Source organism: Pseudomonas sp. 1912-s, assembly GCF_029269205.1.
Lineage (GTDB): Bacteria > Pseudomonadota > Gammaproteobacteria > Pseudomonadales > Pseudomonadaceae > Aquipseudomonas.
Genome location: NZ_JARIXR010000044.1, coordinates 1 through 15,277, shown reverse-complemented (window position 1 = coordinate 15,277; position 15,277 = coordinate 1). Strand labels below are relative to the sequence as shown.

At 62.6% G+C, this 15,277-nt stretch carries 15 protein-coding genes; 11 read left to right on the top strand and 4 right to left on the bottom strand.

Features of this window, described 5'->3' with window-relative positions; all coding sequences use genetic code 11:
- Positions 1-102: 102 nt before the first annotated feature.
- Entirely contained in the window at positions 103-318 is a 216-nt protein-coding gene (locus P3C29_RS30300; protein WP_003217010.1) for a TOBE domain-containing protein, read from the bottom strand.
- Between the two features lie 320 nt (positions 319-638).
- Here P3C29_RS30300 and P3C29_RS30295 point away from each other — a divergent pair, with 320 nt between their 5' ends.
- From P3C29_RS30295 to P3C29_RS30285, 3 genes are read left to right on the top strand one after another with little or no spacing between them, the layout of a single operon-like run.
- Positions 639-1,610 carry an aliphatic sulfonate ABC transporter substrate-binding protein gene (locus P3C29_RS30295; RefSeq protein ID WP_275966218.1) on the top strand — a complete coding sequence of 324 codons (972 nt, stop codon included), beginning with the start codon at positions 639-641 and terminating at the stop codon, positions 1,608-1,610.
- 10 nt (positions 1,611-1,620) lie between these two features.
- Positions 1,621-2,454 carry an ABC transporter permease gene (locus tag P3C29_RS30290; protein WP_010171216.1) on the top strand — a complete coding sequence of 278 codons (834 nt, stop codon included), beginning with the start codon at positions 1,621-1,623 and terminating at the stop codon, positions 2,452-2,454.
- Positions 2,455-2,456: 2 nt separating this feature from the next.
- Positions 2,457-3,170, top strand: coding sequence for an ABC transporter ATP-binding protein (locus P3C29_RS30285; protein ID WP_275966217.1), 714 nt, complete (start codon positions 2,457-2,459; stop codon positions 3,168-3,170).
- Between the two features lie 882 nt (positions 3,171-4,052).
- On the opposite strand, the gene P3C29_RS30280 is transcribed toward P3C29_RS30285, so the two are convergent.
- From P3C29_RS30280 to P3C29_RS30270, 3 genes are all read right to left on the bottom strand, one after another.
- Entirely contained in the window at positions 4,053-4,988 is a 936-nt protein-coding gene (locus tag P3C29_RS30280; protein WP_275966216.1) for a FecR domain-containing protein, read from the bottom strand.
- Entirely contained in the window at positions 4,985-5,503 is a 519-nt protein-coding gene (locus P3C29_RS30275; RefSeq protein WP_275966215.1) for a sigma-70 family RNA polymerase sigma factor, read from the bottom strand. Before P3C29_RS30275 ends, P3C29_RS30280 begins: the two co-directional genes overlap by 4 nt.
- A 92-nt stretch (positions 5,504-5,595) precedes the next feature.
- Complete coding sequence (locus P3C29_RS30270; protein WP_010171225.1) at positions 5,596-6,537, bottom strand: LysR family transcriptional regulator; 942 nt, start codon at positions 6,535-6,537, stop codon at positions 5,596-5,598.
- Positions 6,538-6,654: 117 nt separating this feature from the next.
- Between P3C29_RS30270 and P3C29_RS30265 the strand changes: the two genes are divergently transcribed.
- The 8 genes from P3C29_RS30265 to P3C29_RS30230 all read left to right on the top strand — a co-directional run bounded on the left by P3C29_RS30265 (position 6,655) and on the right by P3C29_RS30230 (position 14,577).
- Entirely contained in the window at positions 6,655-7,950 is a 1,296-nt protein-coding gene (locus P3C29_RS30265) for an MFS transporter (RefSeq protein WP_275966214.1), read from the top strand.
- A 15-nt stretch (positions 7,951-7,965) separates the two neighbouring features.
- On the top strand, positions 7,966-9,150 hold the full coding sequence (gene rhmD, locus P3C29_RS30260; RefSeq protein ID WP_275966213.1) for an L-rhamnonate dehydratase: 1,185 nt from the start codon (positions 7,966-7,968) through the stop codon (positions 9,148-9,150).
- 11 nt (positions 9,151-9,161) lie between these two features.
- Positions 9,162-9,962, top strand: a complete 801-nt coding sequence (locus P3C29_RS30255) for an HpcH/HpaI aldolase/citrate lyase family protein (RefSeq protein WP_275966212.1) — start codon at positions 9,162-9,164, stop codon at positions 9,960-9,962.
- Between the two features lie 10 nt (positions 9,963-9,972).
- A complete protein-coding gene (aldA, locus tag P3C29_RS30250; protein WP_275966211.1) occupies positions 9,973-11,406 on the top strand; it encodes an aldehyde dehydrogenase in 1,434 nt (477 codons plus the stop codon).
- A 72-nt stretch (positions 11,407-11,478) separates the two neighbouring features.
- A complete protein-coding gene (locus P3C29_RS30245; protein WP_201124216.1) occupies positions 11,479-12,384 on the top strand; it encodes an amidohydrolase family protein in 906 nt (301 codons plus the stop codon).
- Positions 12,360-12,680 (top strand): L-rhamnose mutarotase, encoded by a 321-nt coding sequence (gene rhaM / locus P3C29_RS30240; RefSeq protein ID WP_275966210.1) that lies wholly within the window; start codon positions 12,360-12,362, stop codon positions 12,678-12,680. The genes P3C29_RS30245 and rhaM overlap by 25 nt, the downstream gene beginning before the upstream one ends.
- Before the next feature lie 40 nt (positions 12,681-12,720).
- Complete coding sequence (gene rhaT, locus P3C29_RS30235) at positions 12,721-13,779, top strand: L-rhamnose/proton symporter RhaT (protein ID WP_169388561.1); 1,059 nt, start codon at positions 12,721-12,723, stop codon at positions 13,777-13,779.
- Positions 13,780-13,806: 27 nt separating this feature from the next.
- Positions 13,807-14,577 carry an SDR family NAD(P)-dependent oxidoreductase gene (locus P3C29_RS30230; protein WP_201124220.1) on the top strand — a complete coding sequence of 257 codons (771 nt, stop codon included), beginning with the start codon at positions 13,807-13,809 and terminating at the stop codon, positions 14,575-14,577.
- Positions 14,578-15,277 lie beyond the last annotated feature (700 nt).

The window sequence follows — 15,277 nt, the reverse complement described above, 5'->3', positions numbered from 1 at the left end:
CTGCGATAGCGGTGTATCAGCCGACAAATAGGTCGACTGACACTCCGTCATCGCAGGCAAGCCAGCTCCCACATTTGGATTGAATTCACAACTGGATTGCAGTCACAGCTTAGCGATCGAAACTTCGGTCGATTTCACAAAGGCAATCACTTCACTGCCCACTTTCAATTCCAGGTCGCGCACCGAGCGCGTGGTAATCACCGACGTCACGATCCCCGACGCGGTTTGCACATCGATCTCGGACACCACTTCGCCGATCAGGATTTCCTTGATCACGCCTTTGAACTGGTTGCGCACGTTGATCGCTTTAATGGTCATGTCGGCTTTCCTTTGGTCTGTTGGGTCAATCCGCACGAATGCGCAGGCACTCAAAGTGCCCTATTCGTGAAAACAACAAAAGGAATAAATAACTCTTTATTTATTCTATAAAGAAATATACAAGCTGTTGCGCAGCCAACAGTGATTCAACAAAGTGCCCTCTCCCATCACAACGCCCCTGCCCCCAACCCCAATAGAAACGGCCCCGCGACTGCTGGCACAGAGACTGCATATTCCTATAACGCATGATGGAACATGCCATATGAATTTTCTGAATATAAGAAAAGCCTTCTCTTTCCCGCCTTGCCCGGAGCTGTTCCATGAAACCCTTCGCCAAAACCCTTCTGGGCGCCTGCGCCCTCGCCCTCAGCCTGCAACCCCTGGCCCATGCCGCGGAAACCGACCCTGCGCAAGTCAACCTGGACTATGCCTATTACTCGCCGGTGAGCCTGGTGCTCAAGCACTTCGGCTGGCTCGAAGACGCACTGCCAAAAACCAAGGTCGGCTGGGTGCTGAGCCAGGGCAGCAACCGTTCCCTGGAATACCTCAACAGCGGCGGTGTCGATTTCGCTTCGTCCGCCAGCCTGTCGGCGGTGTTGAGCCGGGCCAACGGCAGCCCGATCAAGTCGGTGTATGTGTACAGCCGCGCCGAGTGGACCGCACTGGTGGTGCGCAAGGATTCAACCTTCAAGAGCGTGAGCGACCTCAAGGGCAAGAAAATTGCCGCCACCAAAGGCACCGACCCGTACCTGTTCACCCTGCGCAGCCTGCAGAAAGCCGGCCTGGCCAAGGACGACGTAGAACTGGTGCACCTGCAACATCCGGACGGCCGTACCGCCCTGGAGAAAGGTGATGTCGACGCCTGGGCCGGTCTTGACCCGCACATGGCCGCCAGTGAAATCCAGGCCGGTTCGCGCCTGCTGTACCGCAACAAGGACTTCAACAGCTATGGCGTGGTCAGCGTCACCGAGACGTACGCCAAGGAGCATCCGCAGACCATCGCCAAAGTGCTCGGCGCCTATGAAAAAGCCCGCAACTGGGCGGTCCAGCACCCGGATGAATTTGCCAAGCTGCTGGCGGACGAATCCGGCCTGCCGCTGGAAGTGGCCAAGCTGCAATTGTCCCGCACCGACCTGAGCAGCCCGTTGCTCACCGCTCAGGACGTGGTGTCCTCCAAGGCTGCTGCGCCGATCCTGGTGTCGGAAGAACTGGTGCGCCGTGGGGTGAATGTGGATCAGGTGATCGACCAGTTGATCGACCCAAGCTTCGGCCAGGCCTTGCCTCGTCCATAAGGGGAGCGTCATGAGCAGCAAAAGCGAAGCCCTGCCGGTCCCACGGACACCCACGATCACTGTCCAGCGCAGCGCCTGGCCACGCCGGCTCAAGGGCCTGGCGTTGCCGGTGTTGATCTTGGTGATCCTTGAAGTGGTGGTGCGTATCGGCTGGCTGCCGTCCTACCAGATGCCGGCCCCCAGCGAGATCGCGGTGACCCTCACCGACCTCGCCGAAGGCGCGTTGTGGAAACACATCAGCGCCAGCCTGTTGCGGGTACTGCTGGGATTCGCCATCGGCGCCAGCCTGGCCCTGGTGTTTGCCGCCTGGGTCGGCTTGAGCCGCGAGGCCGAGGCGTACCTGGAACCGACCTTCGCCGGCCTGCGCTCGATCCCGAGCCTGGCGTGGGTGCCGCTGTTGCTGCTGTGGCTGGGCATTGATGAGACCTCGAAGATCGTGCTGATTGCCATCGGCGCGTTCTTCCCGGTGTACCTCAATGGCGTCGCGGCGATTCGCGACATCGACCGCAAGCTGGTGGAAGTCGGGCAGATGTATGGCTTCAGCCGTACGCGCCTGGTGCGCCGCATCCTGTTGCCCGCCGCCCTGCCCGGCTTGTTCACCGGTTTGCGCAGCGGTTTGAGCCTGGCCTGGATGTTCCTGGTGGCGGCCGAGTTGATCGCCGCGACCAAGGGCCTGGGTTACCTGCTCAGCGATGGCCGGGAAACCTCACGGCCCGACATTGTGCTGGCGGCGATCATTGTATTGGCCCTGTTGGGCAAGATCAGCGACGGCCTGCTGGCCGCCCTGGAGAAACGCTGCCTGGCCTGGCGCGACACCTTCAACGGCCAAGGCCCGGAGAATTGAGCATGAGCGAAGCGCTACTGGACATTCGTGTCGAGCGTAAAAATTTCAGCGCCACCACGGTGCTGACCAACGTCCACCTGGCCCTGCAACCGCGGGAGGCGGTGAGTTTGCTGGGGCCCAGCGGCTGCGGCAAAAGCACCTTGCTGCGGATCGTTGCCGGGCTGGAAAAGGACTACCAGGGTGAGCTGTTACAGGGCGGTGGCGAGGTCGCGTTTGTGTTCCAGGAGCCGCGCCTGATGCCCTGGCTGACGGTGGAGCAAAACATCGGTTTCAGCGATGACAACGGCTATGACAAAGCCTGGGTCGCGCAGTTGATTGACGAGGTGGGGCTTACCGGCTTTGGCCAGGCGTTGCCCAAGGCGTTGTCGGGCGGCATGGCGCAACGGGTGGCGATTGCTCGCGGGCTGTATTCGCGGCCGCAGGTGTTGCTGCTGGACGAGCCGTTCAGCGCGGTGGATGCGTTTACCCGCATGAAGCTGCAGGACTTGCTGCTGCAATTGGCTGAGCACCACGGGATCGCCCTGTTGCTGGTGACCCACGATGTGGACGAGGCGCTGTACCTGAGTGACCGGGTACTGGTGATGGATAACCGGCCCAGCAGTATTCGCCAGGAACTGGCGGTGGAGCTGGAGCATCCGCGGGACCGGCGGGATCCGCTGTTGGCGCGCCTCAAGGCACTGGCGTTGACCGAGTTGCAGCGGGCGCATGTGATCTGAAACGCACGTGTTGGGGGGGGGTAAGTCAGGCTGGGGTGTATATCCGGTATTTGGGTGATGGCTGATATGGGTTCCGCTCTTACAGCGGCTCACTTTTGAACAGCGCAAAAGTAAGCAAAACGCTCTTGCCCCACCACTCGGCACCTCGCCCAGGCTCGGTGTGCCCTCTCTCCGGTACTACTCCGCGGGCCGCCGCGACGGGGCGTCCCTGCCCCGTCGCGGCTAAACCGGCGTCCTGCCGGTTTACCCGCTCCGTACTACCTGCGTTCGGCCAGCGTGGTTTAACGGGGCGCCTAAGATCAAGATCAAAAGCAGATCAAGAACACAGCGGCCTACAGGCCGGCTTGAGTGGTGTGGAGCAAAAGCAAAATCAAAATCTAAAGCGGGCACGGTCAAATGTGGGAGCTGGCTTGCCTGCGATGGCATCGCCTCAGTGCATCTGAAAAACCGAGTTGTCTGCATCGCAGGCAAGCCAGCTCCCACAGAAAAGCAGAGCTGCAGCAGTTTCAGATTTGGTTTTCGCTTTGGCTTTGGCTTTTGCTCTGGCTTCTACCACTCAAGCCGGCCTGTAGGCCGCTGTGCTCTTGCTTTTGATCTTGATCTGGCTCTGACTGCCCCAATAAGCCCGAGGCCGAACGCAGGGATTGAGGAGCGGGTAAACCGGCAGGACGCCGGTTTAGCCGCGACGGGCCAGGGACGGGCCGTCGCGGCGGCCCGCGGAGCAATGCCGGAGTGAGGGAACACCGAGCCTTAGCGAGGTGCCGACAGGCGGGGCAGAGCCCTTTGCTTACTTTGGGCTGGGCCGGCATTCCGGCTTTTCCAAAGTGAGTCGCTGTAAGAGCGAAACCATAAGCGGCCGTTACCTAAATAACGGATATGTCCTCAGACAGCCGTTTTACGCGCCGTCAGCGTCACCCAATACCGCGTACGCGACTGCACCTCCAGCGGCATCGTCGACGCCAGCAACGCAAGAATGCGATCAGTATCGGCCAACTGAAAACTCCCGGTCACCCGCAGCGCTTCAAGGCTCGAGTCCCAACGCATCACCCCCGGCCGATACCGCTCCAACTCCCGCAAAAAATCGCCCAACAGCTGGTTCTGCGCGGTCAACACACCCTCGCGCCAACCCAGTTGCAGCGCATCAAACACCACGGCTGCGCCCATACCGGACGCCTGCAAACGCGCCTGTTGCCCACCTTGCAACGTCGCCACTTGCCCCCGCAGGTCCTGCACCTGCACCGCGCCCTTCAAGACCGACACCAGGCACCCGGAAGACAGCTGCCGCACACACACCTCAGCCTGGCTGACAATCACCTGGCCATAACGCGTCTGCACCGTCAGTGCACCAGCCCCCGGCACCGTCAACGCCATCTCGCCTTCCACCAGCGTCACACGGCGCCGGGCCACGTCCACATCCACCGCACTCGCGGTATTGAGTTGCAGACTACTGCCGTCCGCCAGCGACACCCGCTTGCGTTCGCCAGTCGCGGTATGAAGGTCGGCGCGCCATGCATCGATCGGCAATTGCCGGCTGAGCAACCACGCAGCCGGCACCAGCGCGGCCACGCCCAAGGCACGCTTGAGCACCGCGCGCCGTCCCGGTTGCGGGCGATCAAGGCTGGCCATGGCCAATGCCGGTGGCAAATCGTTAAATCGCTGACGCAACAGTTGGGCTTTTTGCCAGATTTGTTCGTGCTGGGGATGGCTGTCGCGCCACTGTTGCAGGCTGGCGTGATCACGCTCAGTGGCACTGCCAGACTCCAGCAACGCCAGCCACTGCGCCGCCGCACGGGCGAGATCCGGCGCGCTGCGGCTCACAGGTCCACCAGCAGGCAATGCTCATAGGCCTGGGCCATGTAGCGCTTGACCGTACGCTCGGAGACATTGAGCCGCTCGGCAATCTCCCGGTAACCCAGGCCTTCCAGCTGGCTCCACAGAAACGCACGGCGCACCACCGGTGGCAAACCGTCGAGCAGTTCATCCAGGGCTTGCAGGGTTTCCAGCAGCAACCAGCGCTGCTCCGGGGACGGCACGCAGTCTTGCGGCAAGTGCGTCAACGCGTTGAGATATGCCTGCTCCAGGCTGCGCCGTTGGTGAAAGTTGACCAGCAAGCGCTTGCCCACGGTCACCAGGTAAGCCCGGGGCTCCTGCAATTGTGCAATCGGCTGGGCGCTGGCCAGCACCCGCAGGAACGTGTCCTGGCTCAGGTCGGCCGCATCCCAGGCATTGCCCAGGCGCCGCCGCAGCCAGCTTTCCAGCCAGCTGCGGTGGTCGCGGTACAAGGTGTGAAGACTCGCTTCAGCCAGGTGCGTCGGCAATACAGCATCATTCATGGCAAGTAACCTGCGCGGCGCGAGTTAATCTCAAATGAGATTCATTCTATTTAATATCCCGCCGGCATACCACGTTCTTTTACACGCAGCGTTTAAAGCATCGCGGCTTTCTGTCGGAGCATGTCGATAAACAGCCCCAGCTCGCGGCTCACCGGGTCGCCCTTGCGCAACAGCATCCCGAACGGCGCCAGCTGCACCTCCAGCACCACCGGCAAGGCCACCACCAGGCCCATTTTCAGGTAATCCCGCAGGGCGCTTTCCGACAGCACCATGATTGCGTCGGTGAGTTGAATCAGTTGTTGCATGGAATACACCGAACTGCACTCGATGATGTCCGCCGGCTGCGGCAAGGCCAGGTGTTGCAGCGCCTCATCAAAACCAATGCGCGCCGGGCTGGTTTGCGGTTGCAGGATCCACGGCCAGTCGCTGACCAGCTCCGCCAACGGCAAGTGTTCGCGCTGCGCCAGGGGATGGCCGGCGTGCACCACCACCAGCATCCGTTCATTACCCAGGGGCTCGAAACTGTAATGCTCGCTGTCGGTGGCGGCATTGCGCCGGGCGATGGCCAGGTCGATGCGGCCCTGTTCCAGCAACTGGATCACCTGGTCGCTGGTGTCGCCCATGATGCGAATGCGCATCTGCGGGTTGAGCGACTTGATCTGCGCAATCGAGTCCATCACCAGGTCCGGCGCCGCGCCCATGATCGTGCCGATCGACAAATACCCGTAGCCGCCCTGCTGGCGCACCCTCAATTCCTCGGCGCAGCGATCGAGGCCGCTGAGGGCGGATTCGGCAAAGCGGATCAGCTCCTTGCCCAGCGCCGTGGGGCGCATGCCCCGGGGCAGGCGCTCGAACAGGTCGCAGGCGAACATGTCCTCGATCTCCCGCAACATGCGCGTCGCCGCCGGTTGCGACATGTTCAGGCTCTGGGACGCGCGGTGCAGGTTCTGGCTGGAACTCAAGGCCACCAGCATATGCAGATGCTTGTAGCGCAGGCGGTTGAACAGGCTGCGGGAGATCGCGGGACTACTCATTGTTTTCCTTGTTATCGATACCCTGAGGTTATCAGTTGTAAGCGAGATTCGATTTGTAGCGCATAGATCGAGCGCCGTACAGTCCTTCCCATAAGAACAAAACAACCGGACTGACCCATGAAGACCCTGCCTGCGTCTCTGCTCGCCAAGATTTCCTGGCGGCTGCTGCCCTTCCTGCTGTTGATGTACATCATGGCCTTCCTCGACCGCGCCAACGTCGGGTTCGCCAAGCAAGCCTTCCAGGCCGACACCGGCCTTAGTGATGCCGCTTTCGCCTTTGGCGCCGGGGTGTTTTTTGTCGGCTATGCGCTGCTGGAAGTGCCGAGCAACCTGATCATGCATCGCGTCGGCGCCCGCCTGTGGATGTGCCGGATCATGGTCAGTTGGGGCCTGGTGTCCGCCGCCATGATGTTTGCCCATAACGAAACCAGCTTCTACGTGTTGCGCTTCCTGCTGGGCGTGGCCGAAGCCGGGTTTTTCCCCGGTGTCATTCTCTACCTCACCTACTGGTTCCCGTCTGCGGTACGCGGCAAGGCCATGGGGTTCTTCTACTTTGGCGCGCCCCTGGCCTTCATCTTCGGCAGCCCGCTGTCGGGCCTGTTGCTGGAGCTGGACGGGTTCTCCGGGCTGCAAGGCTGGCAATGGCTGTTCGCCGTGGAAGGCCTGATGGCCACGGCGGTCGGCATCTGGGCCTATTGGTACCTGGACAACCGCCCCGCCGATGCCAAATGGCTGACCGTGGCAGAGCAACGCCAGATCCAGGACCTGCTGGACCGCGAAGACCAACACAAAACCACCCACGGGCGCAGCCTGCTGAATGTGCTGTGCCAGCCCAGCGTGCTGTACCTGTGCCTGGTGTACCTGCTGATCCAGGCCAGCGTCTACGGCGTGGTGTTCTACTTGCCCACTCAGGTCAGCGGCCTTTTGGGCACCAGGGTCGGCTTGATGGTGGGCCTGGTCTCGGCCATTCCGTGGGTGTGCGCGCTGTTCGCCGCCTGGTGGATTCCCGGCTATTCCGACCGTACCGGCGAGCGCCGCAAAACCGCGTCCCTGACCCTGTTGATGGCCGCCGCCGGGATTGCCTGCTCCGTGACCTTCGCCAACCCGCTGCTGGGCATGCTCGCCCTGTGTTTCGCCGCCTCGGGATTTATCGCTGTGCAACCGGTGTTCTGGACTTTCCCCTCCAGCTATCTGGCGGGCAGCGCCGCGGCCGCCGGCATCGCGTTGATCAACTCCTTCGGCGCCCTCGGCGGGTTTATCGCCCCGGTGCTGAAGAACTGGGCAGAAACCGCCTTCCACTCCCCTGCGGCCGGCCTCTACCTGCTATCCGCCACCACCGTGCTCGCCGCCTTGCTGGTACTCGGTATCCATTCGCCAGGCCAAAAAGCGACGAACACGCCGGCCACTGTTTAATCAAGGAGTCACACCATGGGCAACATCACTATCAAGCACGTGCGCGCCTTTGTGCTGCGCGGCGGCGGCGCGGATTACCACGACCAGGCAGACGGCCACTGGATCGACGATCACATCAGCACCCCCATGAGCAAATACCCCGAATACCGCCAGAGCCGCCGCAGTTTCGGGATCAACGTACTCGGCACGCTCGTGGTGGAAATCGAGGCCAGCGACGGTACGGTCGGGTTTGCCGTGACCACCGGTGGCGAGCCCGCCGCCTACATCGTCGAGAAACACCTGGCGCGCTTCCTGGAAGGCGCCCGTGTCACCGATATCGAGAAAATCTGGGACCAGATGTACCAGTCCACCCTGTACTACGGGCGCAAGGGGCTGGTGATCAACACGATCTCCGGTGTGGACCTGGCGCTGTGGGACCTGCTCGGCAAGATCCGCCAGGAGCCGGTGCACCAGTTGCTCGGCGGCGCGGTGCGGGATGAATTGCAGTTCTACGCCACCGGCGCCCGCCCGGACCTGGCGCAGAAGATGGGCTTTATCGGCGGCAAGATGCCCCTGCACCACAGCCCGTCGGAAGGCGAAGAAGGCCTGCGCAAAAACCTCGAGGAGCTGGCGACCATGCGCGAACGGGTCGGCCCGGACTTCTGGCTGATGCTCGATTGCTGGATGAGCCTGGACCTGAACTACGCCACCAGGCTGGCAACCGGCGCCCACGAATTTGGCTTGAAGTGGATCGAGGAAGCGCTGTCGCCTGACGACTACTGGGGCTATGCCGCCCTGCGCAACAACGTGCCCAAGGGCATGCTGGTCACCACCGGCGAACACGAAGCCACCCGCTGGGGCTTTCGCATGCTGCTGGAGATGGGCTGCTGCGACATTATCCAGCCGGATGTGGGCTGGTGCGGCGGCCTCACCGAACTGGTGAAAATCTCCGCCCTGGCCGACGCCCACAACGCGTTGGTGGTGCCCCACGGCTCGTCGGTCTACAGCTACCACTTTGTCGCCACCCGCCATAACAGCCCGTTCGCCGAGTTCCTGATGATGGCGCCCAAGGCCGACGAAGTGGTGCCGATGTTCCACCCGCAACTGCTCGGCGAGCCAGTGCCGGTGAATGGCCGCATGCGCCTGTCGGTGCTCGACAAGCCAGGGTTTGGCGTGGACCTCAATCCCGATTGCCAACTGCACCGTCCGTATAACCGCTGAGGACTCCTGCCATGCACATGCCCCACAACGCTTTCAAGGCCGCGCTGCGTAAAGACGCCGCGCAATACGGGATCTGGGCCGGTTTCGCCACGGCCTATGCCGCCGAAATCGTCGCCAGCACCGGTTATGACTGGATGCTGATTGACGGCGAACACGCCCCCAACACCGTGCCCAGCGTGCTCAACCAGCTCCAGGCCGTGGCGTCCTATGGCACCGCGCCGGTGGTTCGCGCGGTGAGCAGCGACGCCAACCTGATCAAGCAACTGCTGGATGTGGGCGCCCAGACGCTGATGATCCCGATGGTGGAAACCGCCGAACAGGCCCAGGCCCTGGTGCGCGCGATGCGTTATCCGCCCCACGGCATTCGTGGTGTCGGCGGCGGCTTGACCCGCGCTACCCGCTGGGACGGCGTGGCCGACTACCTCAACACCGCCCATGAACAGCTGTGCCTGATTGTGCAGGTGGAGTCACGTCTCGGGGTGGAAAACGTCGCGGCGATTGCGGCGGTCGAAGGTGTGGACGCGGTATTTATCGGCCCGGCCGACCTGTCCATCGGCCTCGGTCACGCCGGCAACCCCGGGCATCCCGAAGTGCAGGAACGTATCCGGCACGCGGTCGACGCCACGCTGGCGGCCGGCAAGGCTTGCGGCATCCTCGCCCCCAACGAAGACGACGCCCGACGTTACCAAGCCTGGGGCTGCCAGTTCATCGCAGTGGCCATCGACATCAGCCTGTTGCGCCAGAGCGCCATGGCCACACTGGCCCGCTATCGCCCCGTCGCCGACGCCCAGGCGCCGTCACGCACTTACTGAGGAGCTGCCCATGTCATCCGTACCGGTCTACCAGAATTTCATCAACGGCCGTTTTACCCCGAGCGATGCCCACCTGGAGGTGTTGAACCCGGCCACCGGCGCCCTGCTGTCGAAGGTCCCGGCGTCCACCGCTGAAGACGTCGACCAGGCCCTGGCCGCTGCCCGTCATGCGCAAAAAGACTGGGCCCGCAAACCCGCGATCGAACGCGCCGGGCACTTGCGCCGCATTGCCGCCAAGCTGCGGGAAAACGTCGCCCACCTGGCACGCACCATCACCCTGGAGCAAGGCAAGGTCACGGGCCTGGCGGAAGTCGAAGTCAACTTCACCGCCGACTACCTCGACTACATGGCCGAGTGGGCGCGACGCATCGAAGGCGAGATCATCACCAGCGACCGGCCCAACGAAAACATCTTTCTGTTCCGCAAGCCGCTGGGCGTGGTGGCCGGCATCCTGCCGTGGAATTTCCCGTTCTTCCTGATCGCCCGCAAGATGGCCCCGGCGTTGCTGACCGGCAACACCATCGTGATCAAGCCCAGCGAGGAGACGCCCAACAACTGCTTTGAATTCGCCAGACTGGTGGCCGAAACCGATCTGCCAGCCGGGGTGTTCAACGTGGTCTGCGGCGATGGCCACGTCGGTGGCGCCCTCACCGCCCACAAGGGCGTGGACATGATCAGCTTCACCGGCAGCGTCGCCACCGGCTCGCGGATCATGGCCGCCGCCGCGCCGAACATCACCAAGCTCAACCTGGAGCTGGGCGGCAAGGCGCCTGCCATTGTCCTCGCCGATGCCGACCTGGACCTCGCGGTAAACGCCATTCGCGACTCAAGGATCATCAACAGCGGCCAGGTGTGCAACTGCGCCGAGCGGGTGTACGTGGAGCGCAAGGTGGCCGACCAGTTTATCGAGCGCATCAGCGCCGCAATGGCTGCCACCCGCTACGGCGACCCCATTGCCCAAGCCGATGTGGAGATGGGCCCGCTGATCAACCGGCAGGGCCTGGAGAGCGTCAATCGCAAGGTGCGCACCGCGCTGGGCCAGGGTGCATCGCTGGTCACTGGTGGGCAGATTGCCGACCTGGGCCAGGGCTTTCACTTCCAGCCCACGGTATTGGCCGGTTGCCGCGCCGACATGGAAATCATGCGCGAGGAGATCTTCGGGCCGGTACTGCCGATCCAGATTGTCGACGACCTGGATGAGGCCATCGCCCTGGCCAATGACTGCGACTATGGCCTGACGTCGTCGATCTACACCCGCGACCTGGGCAAGGCGATGCAGGCGGTGCGTGAATTGTCGTTCGGCGAAACCTACGTCAACCGCGAGAACTTCGAAGCCATGCAAGGCTTCCACGCCGGTGTGCGCAAATCCGGGATCGGCGGCGCCGATGGCAAGCACGGCCTGTATGAGTACACCCATACCCACGCGGTGTACCTGCAGGGCTGAGGTGGTGCAACGGGCCCTGGCGCGGTAGCGTGCGGGCCCTTCCCGATCAATTCTTCCGACAAGGATTGCGCAATGCCTCTTACCCCTTACAACGGCCCGATCATCGACAGCCACTTGCACCTGTTCGACCCGCGCCGCCCCCAGGGCATTCCCTGGCCCGAACCCGGTAACGCGCTGTATGCCGCGCATTTGCCGGCGGATTATTGGGCGCTGGCGGGCGACCATAACGTGATCGGTGCAATTGCCGTGGAGGCCAGCCCGTGGCGCGACGACAACCGCTGGCTCCTGGAAACCTTGCGCAGCGATCCACGCCTGCTGGGTTTCGTCGGCAACCTCGACCCGCTGCACAACGGCTTTGCAGCAGACCTTGAAGCCCTGGCCCATGAACCGCTGTTCCTCGGCCTGCGCTACGGCAACCTGTGGGACCGCGATCTGCTCGACGACCAGACGCGCCCCGGCTTTATCGACGGCCTGCGCCGCCTCGCCGAATACGGGCGCAGCCTGGACAGCGCCAACCCGAACCCACGCCTGATCAAAGGGCTGCTGCACGTGAGCGATGCCTTGCCCGAGCTGCGCATCATTGTCGATCACCTGCCCAACGCCAGCGTGCCGGCCGGTGAAGCATCGGCGTACCACGCCGACCTGATGCGCCTCGCCGAGCGGCCCAATGTGTTTGCCAAACTGGCGGAAATCCCCCAGGTCGGCCCGCAGGGCCTGATCCTTGACCCGGCCTTCTATAACGACCGCCTGGCGGTGCTGTGGGAAGCCTTTGGCGAAGACCGTTGCTTCTTTGGCAGCGACTGGCCCAACAGCGATCACCTGGCCAATTTCGCCACCACCCTGGGCCTGGTGAAAGCCTGCCTGGCGGGCAAACCCGAGGACGTACAGGGCAAGTTTTTCCTGCACAACGCGGTGCGGATCTACAGCCCCACGCCACCCCACGGAGGCCAGTCATGCAGACCCGAGCCTTTCGCATGAACCTCAACCCCGGGCAGCACGCCGAGTACCGTCGACGCCATGACGCGATCTGGCCGGAACTGGCCCAGGCCCTGCGCGATGCCGGCGTGGTGGACTACCGGATCTACCTCGACGAGGCCAGCAACGCCTTGTTCGCCGTGATGACCCACGAAGACCAGCACCGCCTCGACACCTTGCCTGGCACCGCGCTGATGCAGCGTTGGTGGCACTACATGCAAGACATCATGCCCAGCCACCCGGACGCCTCGCCCGTCAGCGTGGATTTGATCCCGATGTTCAGCCTCACCCCAGGCTGAATCAGCGCGGTACCACAACAATAAAAAAGGATTCGACTACGTGGAAATCATTCTCTTCGGTGTGATCCTGCACTTCATCGGCGGCTTCGCCTCCGGCAGCTTCTACATCCCCTACAAGAAAGTCCGCGGCTGGGCCTGGGAAAGCTACTGGATCACCGGCGGCCTGGTGTCATGGCTGATCGTGCCGCTGATTGCCGCGCAACTGACCGTGCCCGGCTGGGCCGACATCCTGCGCCAGGCCGACACCAGCACCCTGCTCTGGACCTACCTGTTCGGCGTGCTCTGGGGCATTGGCGGGCTGACGTTCGGCCTGACCATGCGCTACCTCGGACTGTCCCTGGGCATGTCGTTGGTACTGGGCCTGACCTCGGCCCTTGGCGCCTTGATGCCGGCGCTGTACCGCGACCTGTTCACCGACGCCACCGAAGGCACCCTGACCTCAATGCTCGCCTCCCAGGGCGGGCATTGGGTGCTGTGGGGCGTGGCGGTATCGCTGGTGGGCATCGCCGTGTGCGGCAAGGCCGGGCTGATCAAGGAACGGGAGGTGCCCGAAGCGGTGAAATTCGCCAGCATCAGCGAGTTCTCGGTGGCCAAGGGCATGCTGGTAGCGGTGATCTCCGGGGTGCTGAGCGCGTGCTTCAGCTACGGCATTTCCGCCGGGCGTCCGCTGGCTGCCGCGGCTGTCGAGCACGGCGCCAACAGCCTGTTCCAGAACAACGTGACCTTCATGGTGATCATGTGGGGTGGCCTGACCACCAACGGCCTCTGGTGCCTGTGGCTGAACTGGCGCAACCGCACGTTCCACAACTACACCGACCGCAGCACCCCGCTGTTAAGCAATTACCTGCTCGTGGCGTGCGCCGGAACCCTGTGGTTCCTGCAGTTTTTCTTCTACGGCATGGGCGAAAGCCGCCTGCAGAACGATGCCAGTTCATGGGTGCTGCACATGTCGTTCATCATCATCGTGTCCAACGGCTGGGGGCTGTATTTCCGCGAATGGCAAGGCACCAGCGCTACCAATAAAAGCGTATTGGTTGCCGGTATCGCGGTGATTCTCGGCGCTATCGCCATGGTCGGTTACGGCAACTATCTCGGCTGAGGCCGTTTGTTTTCGAGGAGTTCATTTATGTTACTTGCAGATAAAACCGTGATTATTACTGGCGCTTCCCGGGGTATCGGACGCGCTGCTGCCCGTGAGTGCGCGCGCCAGGGGGCTCGTGTGGTGATTGGTCATAGTGGCAGTGGCCAGGGGACTGAGGCGGCGTTTTCGTTGATCGAGGAAATCAAGGGGTTTGGTGGGCAGGCGGTGGAAGTGGGCGGTGATGCCGCTGACCCGGACACGGGTGACAAGCTGGTGGCGGGTGCGCTCAAGGCATTCGGCAGTGTGGATGTGTTCGTCAACAATGCCGGGATTTGCCCGTTTCATTCCTTCCTCGACATGCCGCGCGAGGTGTACCTCAAGACGGTCAACACCAACCTCAACGGCGCCTACTTCGCCGTGCAGGCGGCGGCCAACCAGATGAAAAACCAGGGCAAGGGCGGCGCGATCATCGCCGTCAGTTCCATCAGCGCGCTGGTGGGTGGCGGGATGCAAACGCATTACACGCCGACCAAGGCCGGGCTGCACTCGTTGATGCAGTCCTGTGCGATTGCGTTGGGGCCGTATGGCATTCGCTGTAATTCGGTGTTGCCGGGGACGATTGCTACCGACATCAACAAGGAGGATTTGGCGGATGAAGAGAAGTTGGCGTACATGACGTCGCGTACACCGCTGGGGCGGTTGGGCGAGCCCGACGACGTTGCTGGCCCCATTGTGTTTCTTGCTTCGGATATGGCGCGGTATGTGACGGGGGCTTCGCTGTTGGTAGACGGGGGGTTGTTTGTCAACTTGCAGTAGCTTTTTTGGGGGGGCATATCCGTTTTTTGGGTGATGGCTTCGATTGGTTCCGCTCTTACAGCGGGTCACTTTTGAAAGGAGCCCAAAAGTAACCAAAAGGCTCTTGCCCCACCACTCGGCACCTCGCCTAGGCTCGGTGTGCCCTCACTCCGGTACTACTCCGCGGGCCGCCGCGACGGGGCGTCCCTGCCCCGTCGCGGCTAAACCGGCGTCCTGCCGGTTTACCCGCTCCGTACTACCTGCGTTCGGCCAGCGTGGTTTAACGGGGCGCCTAAGATCAAGATCAAAAGCAGATCAAGARCACAGCGGCCTACAGGCCGGCTTGAGTGGTGTGAAGCAAARGCAAAATCAAAATCAAAAGCGAGCACGATCCCCCTGTAGGAGCTGGCTTGCCGGCGATGGTCGCTAACGATGACGCGGGCATACTGAYTCAACGCGGCGCTCTCAGGTTTTTCGCCGGCAAGCCGGCTCCTACAGAAAAGCAGCTCTGCTTTGGCTTTTGATCTGGCTTCTACCACTCAAGCCGGCCTGTAGGCCGCTGTGCTCTTGCTTTTGATCTTGATCTGGCTCTGACTGCCCCAATAAGCCCGAGGCCGAACGCAGGGATTGAGGAGCGGGTAAACCGGCAGGACGCCGGTTTAGCCGCGACGGGGCAGGGACGCCCCGTCGCGGCGGCCCGCGGAGCAATGCCGGAGTGAGG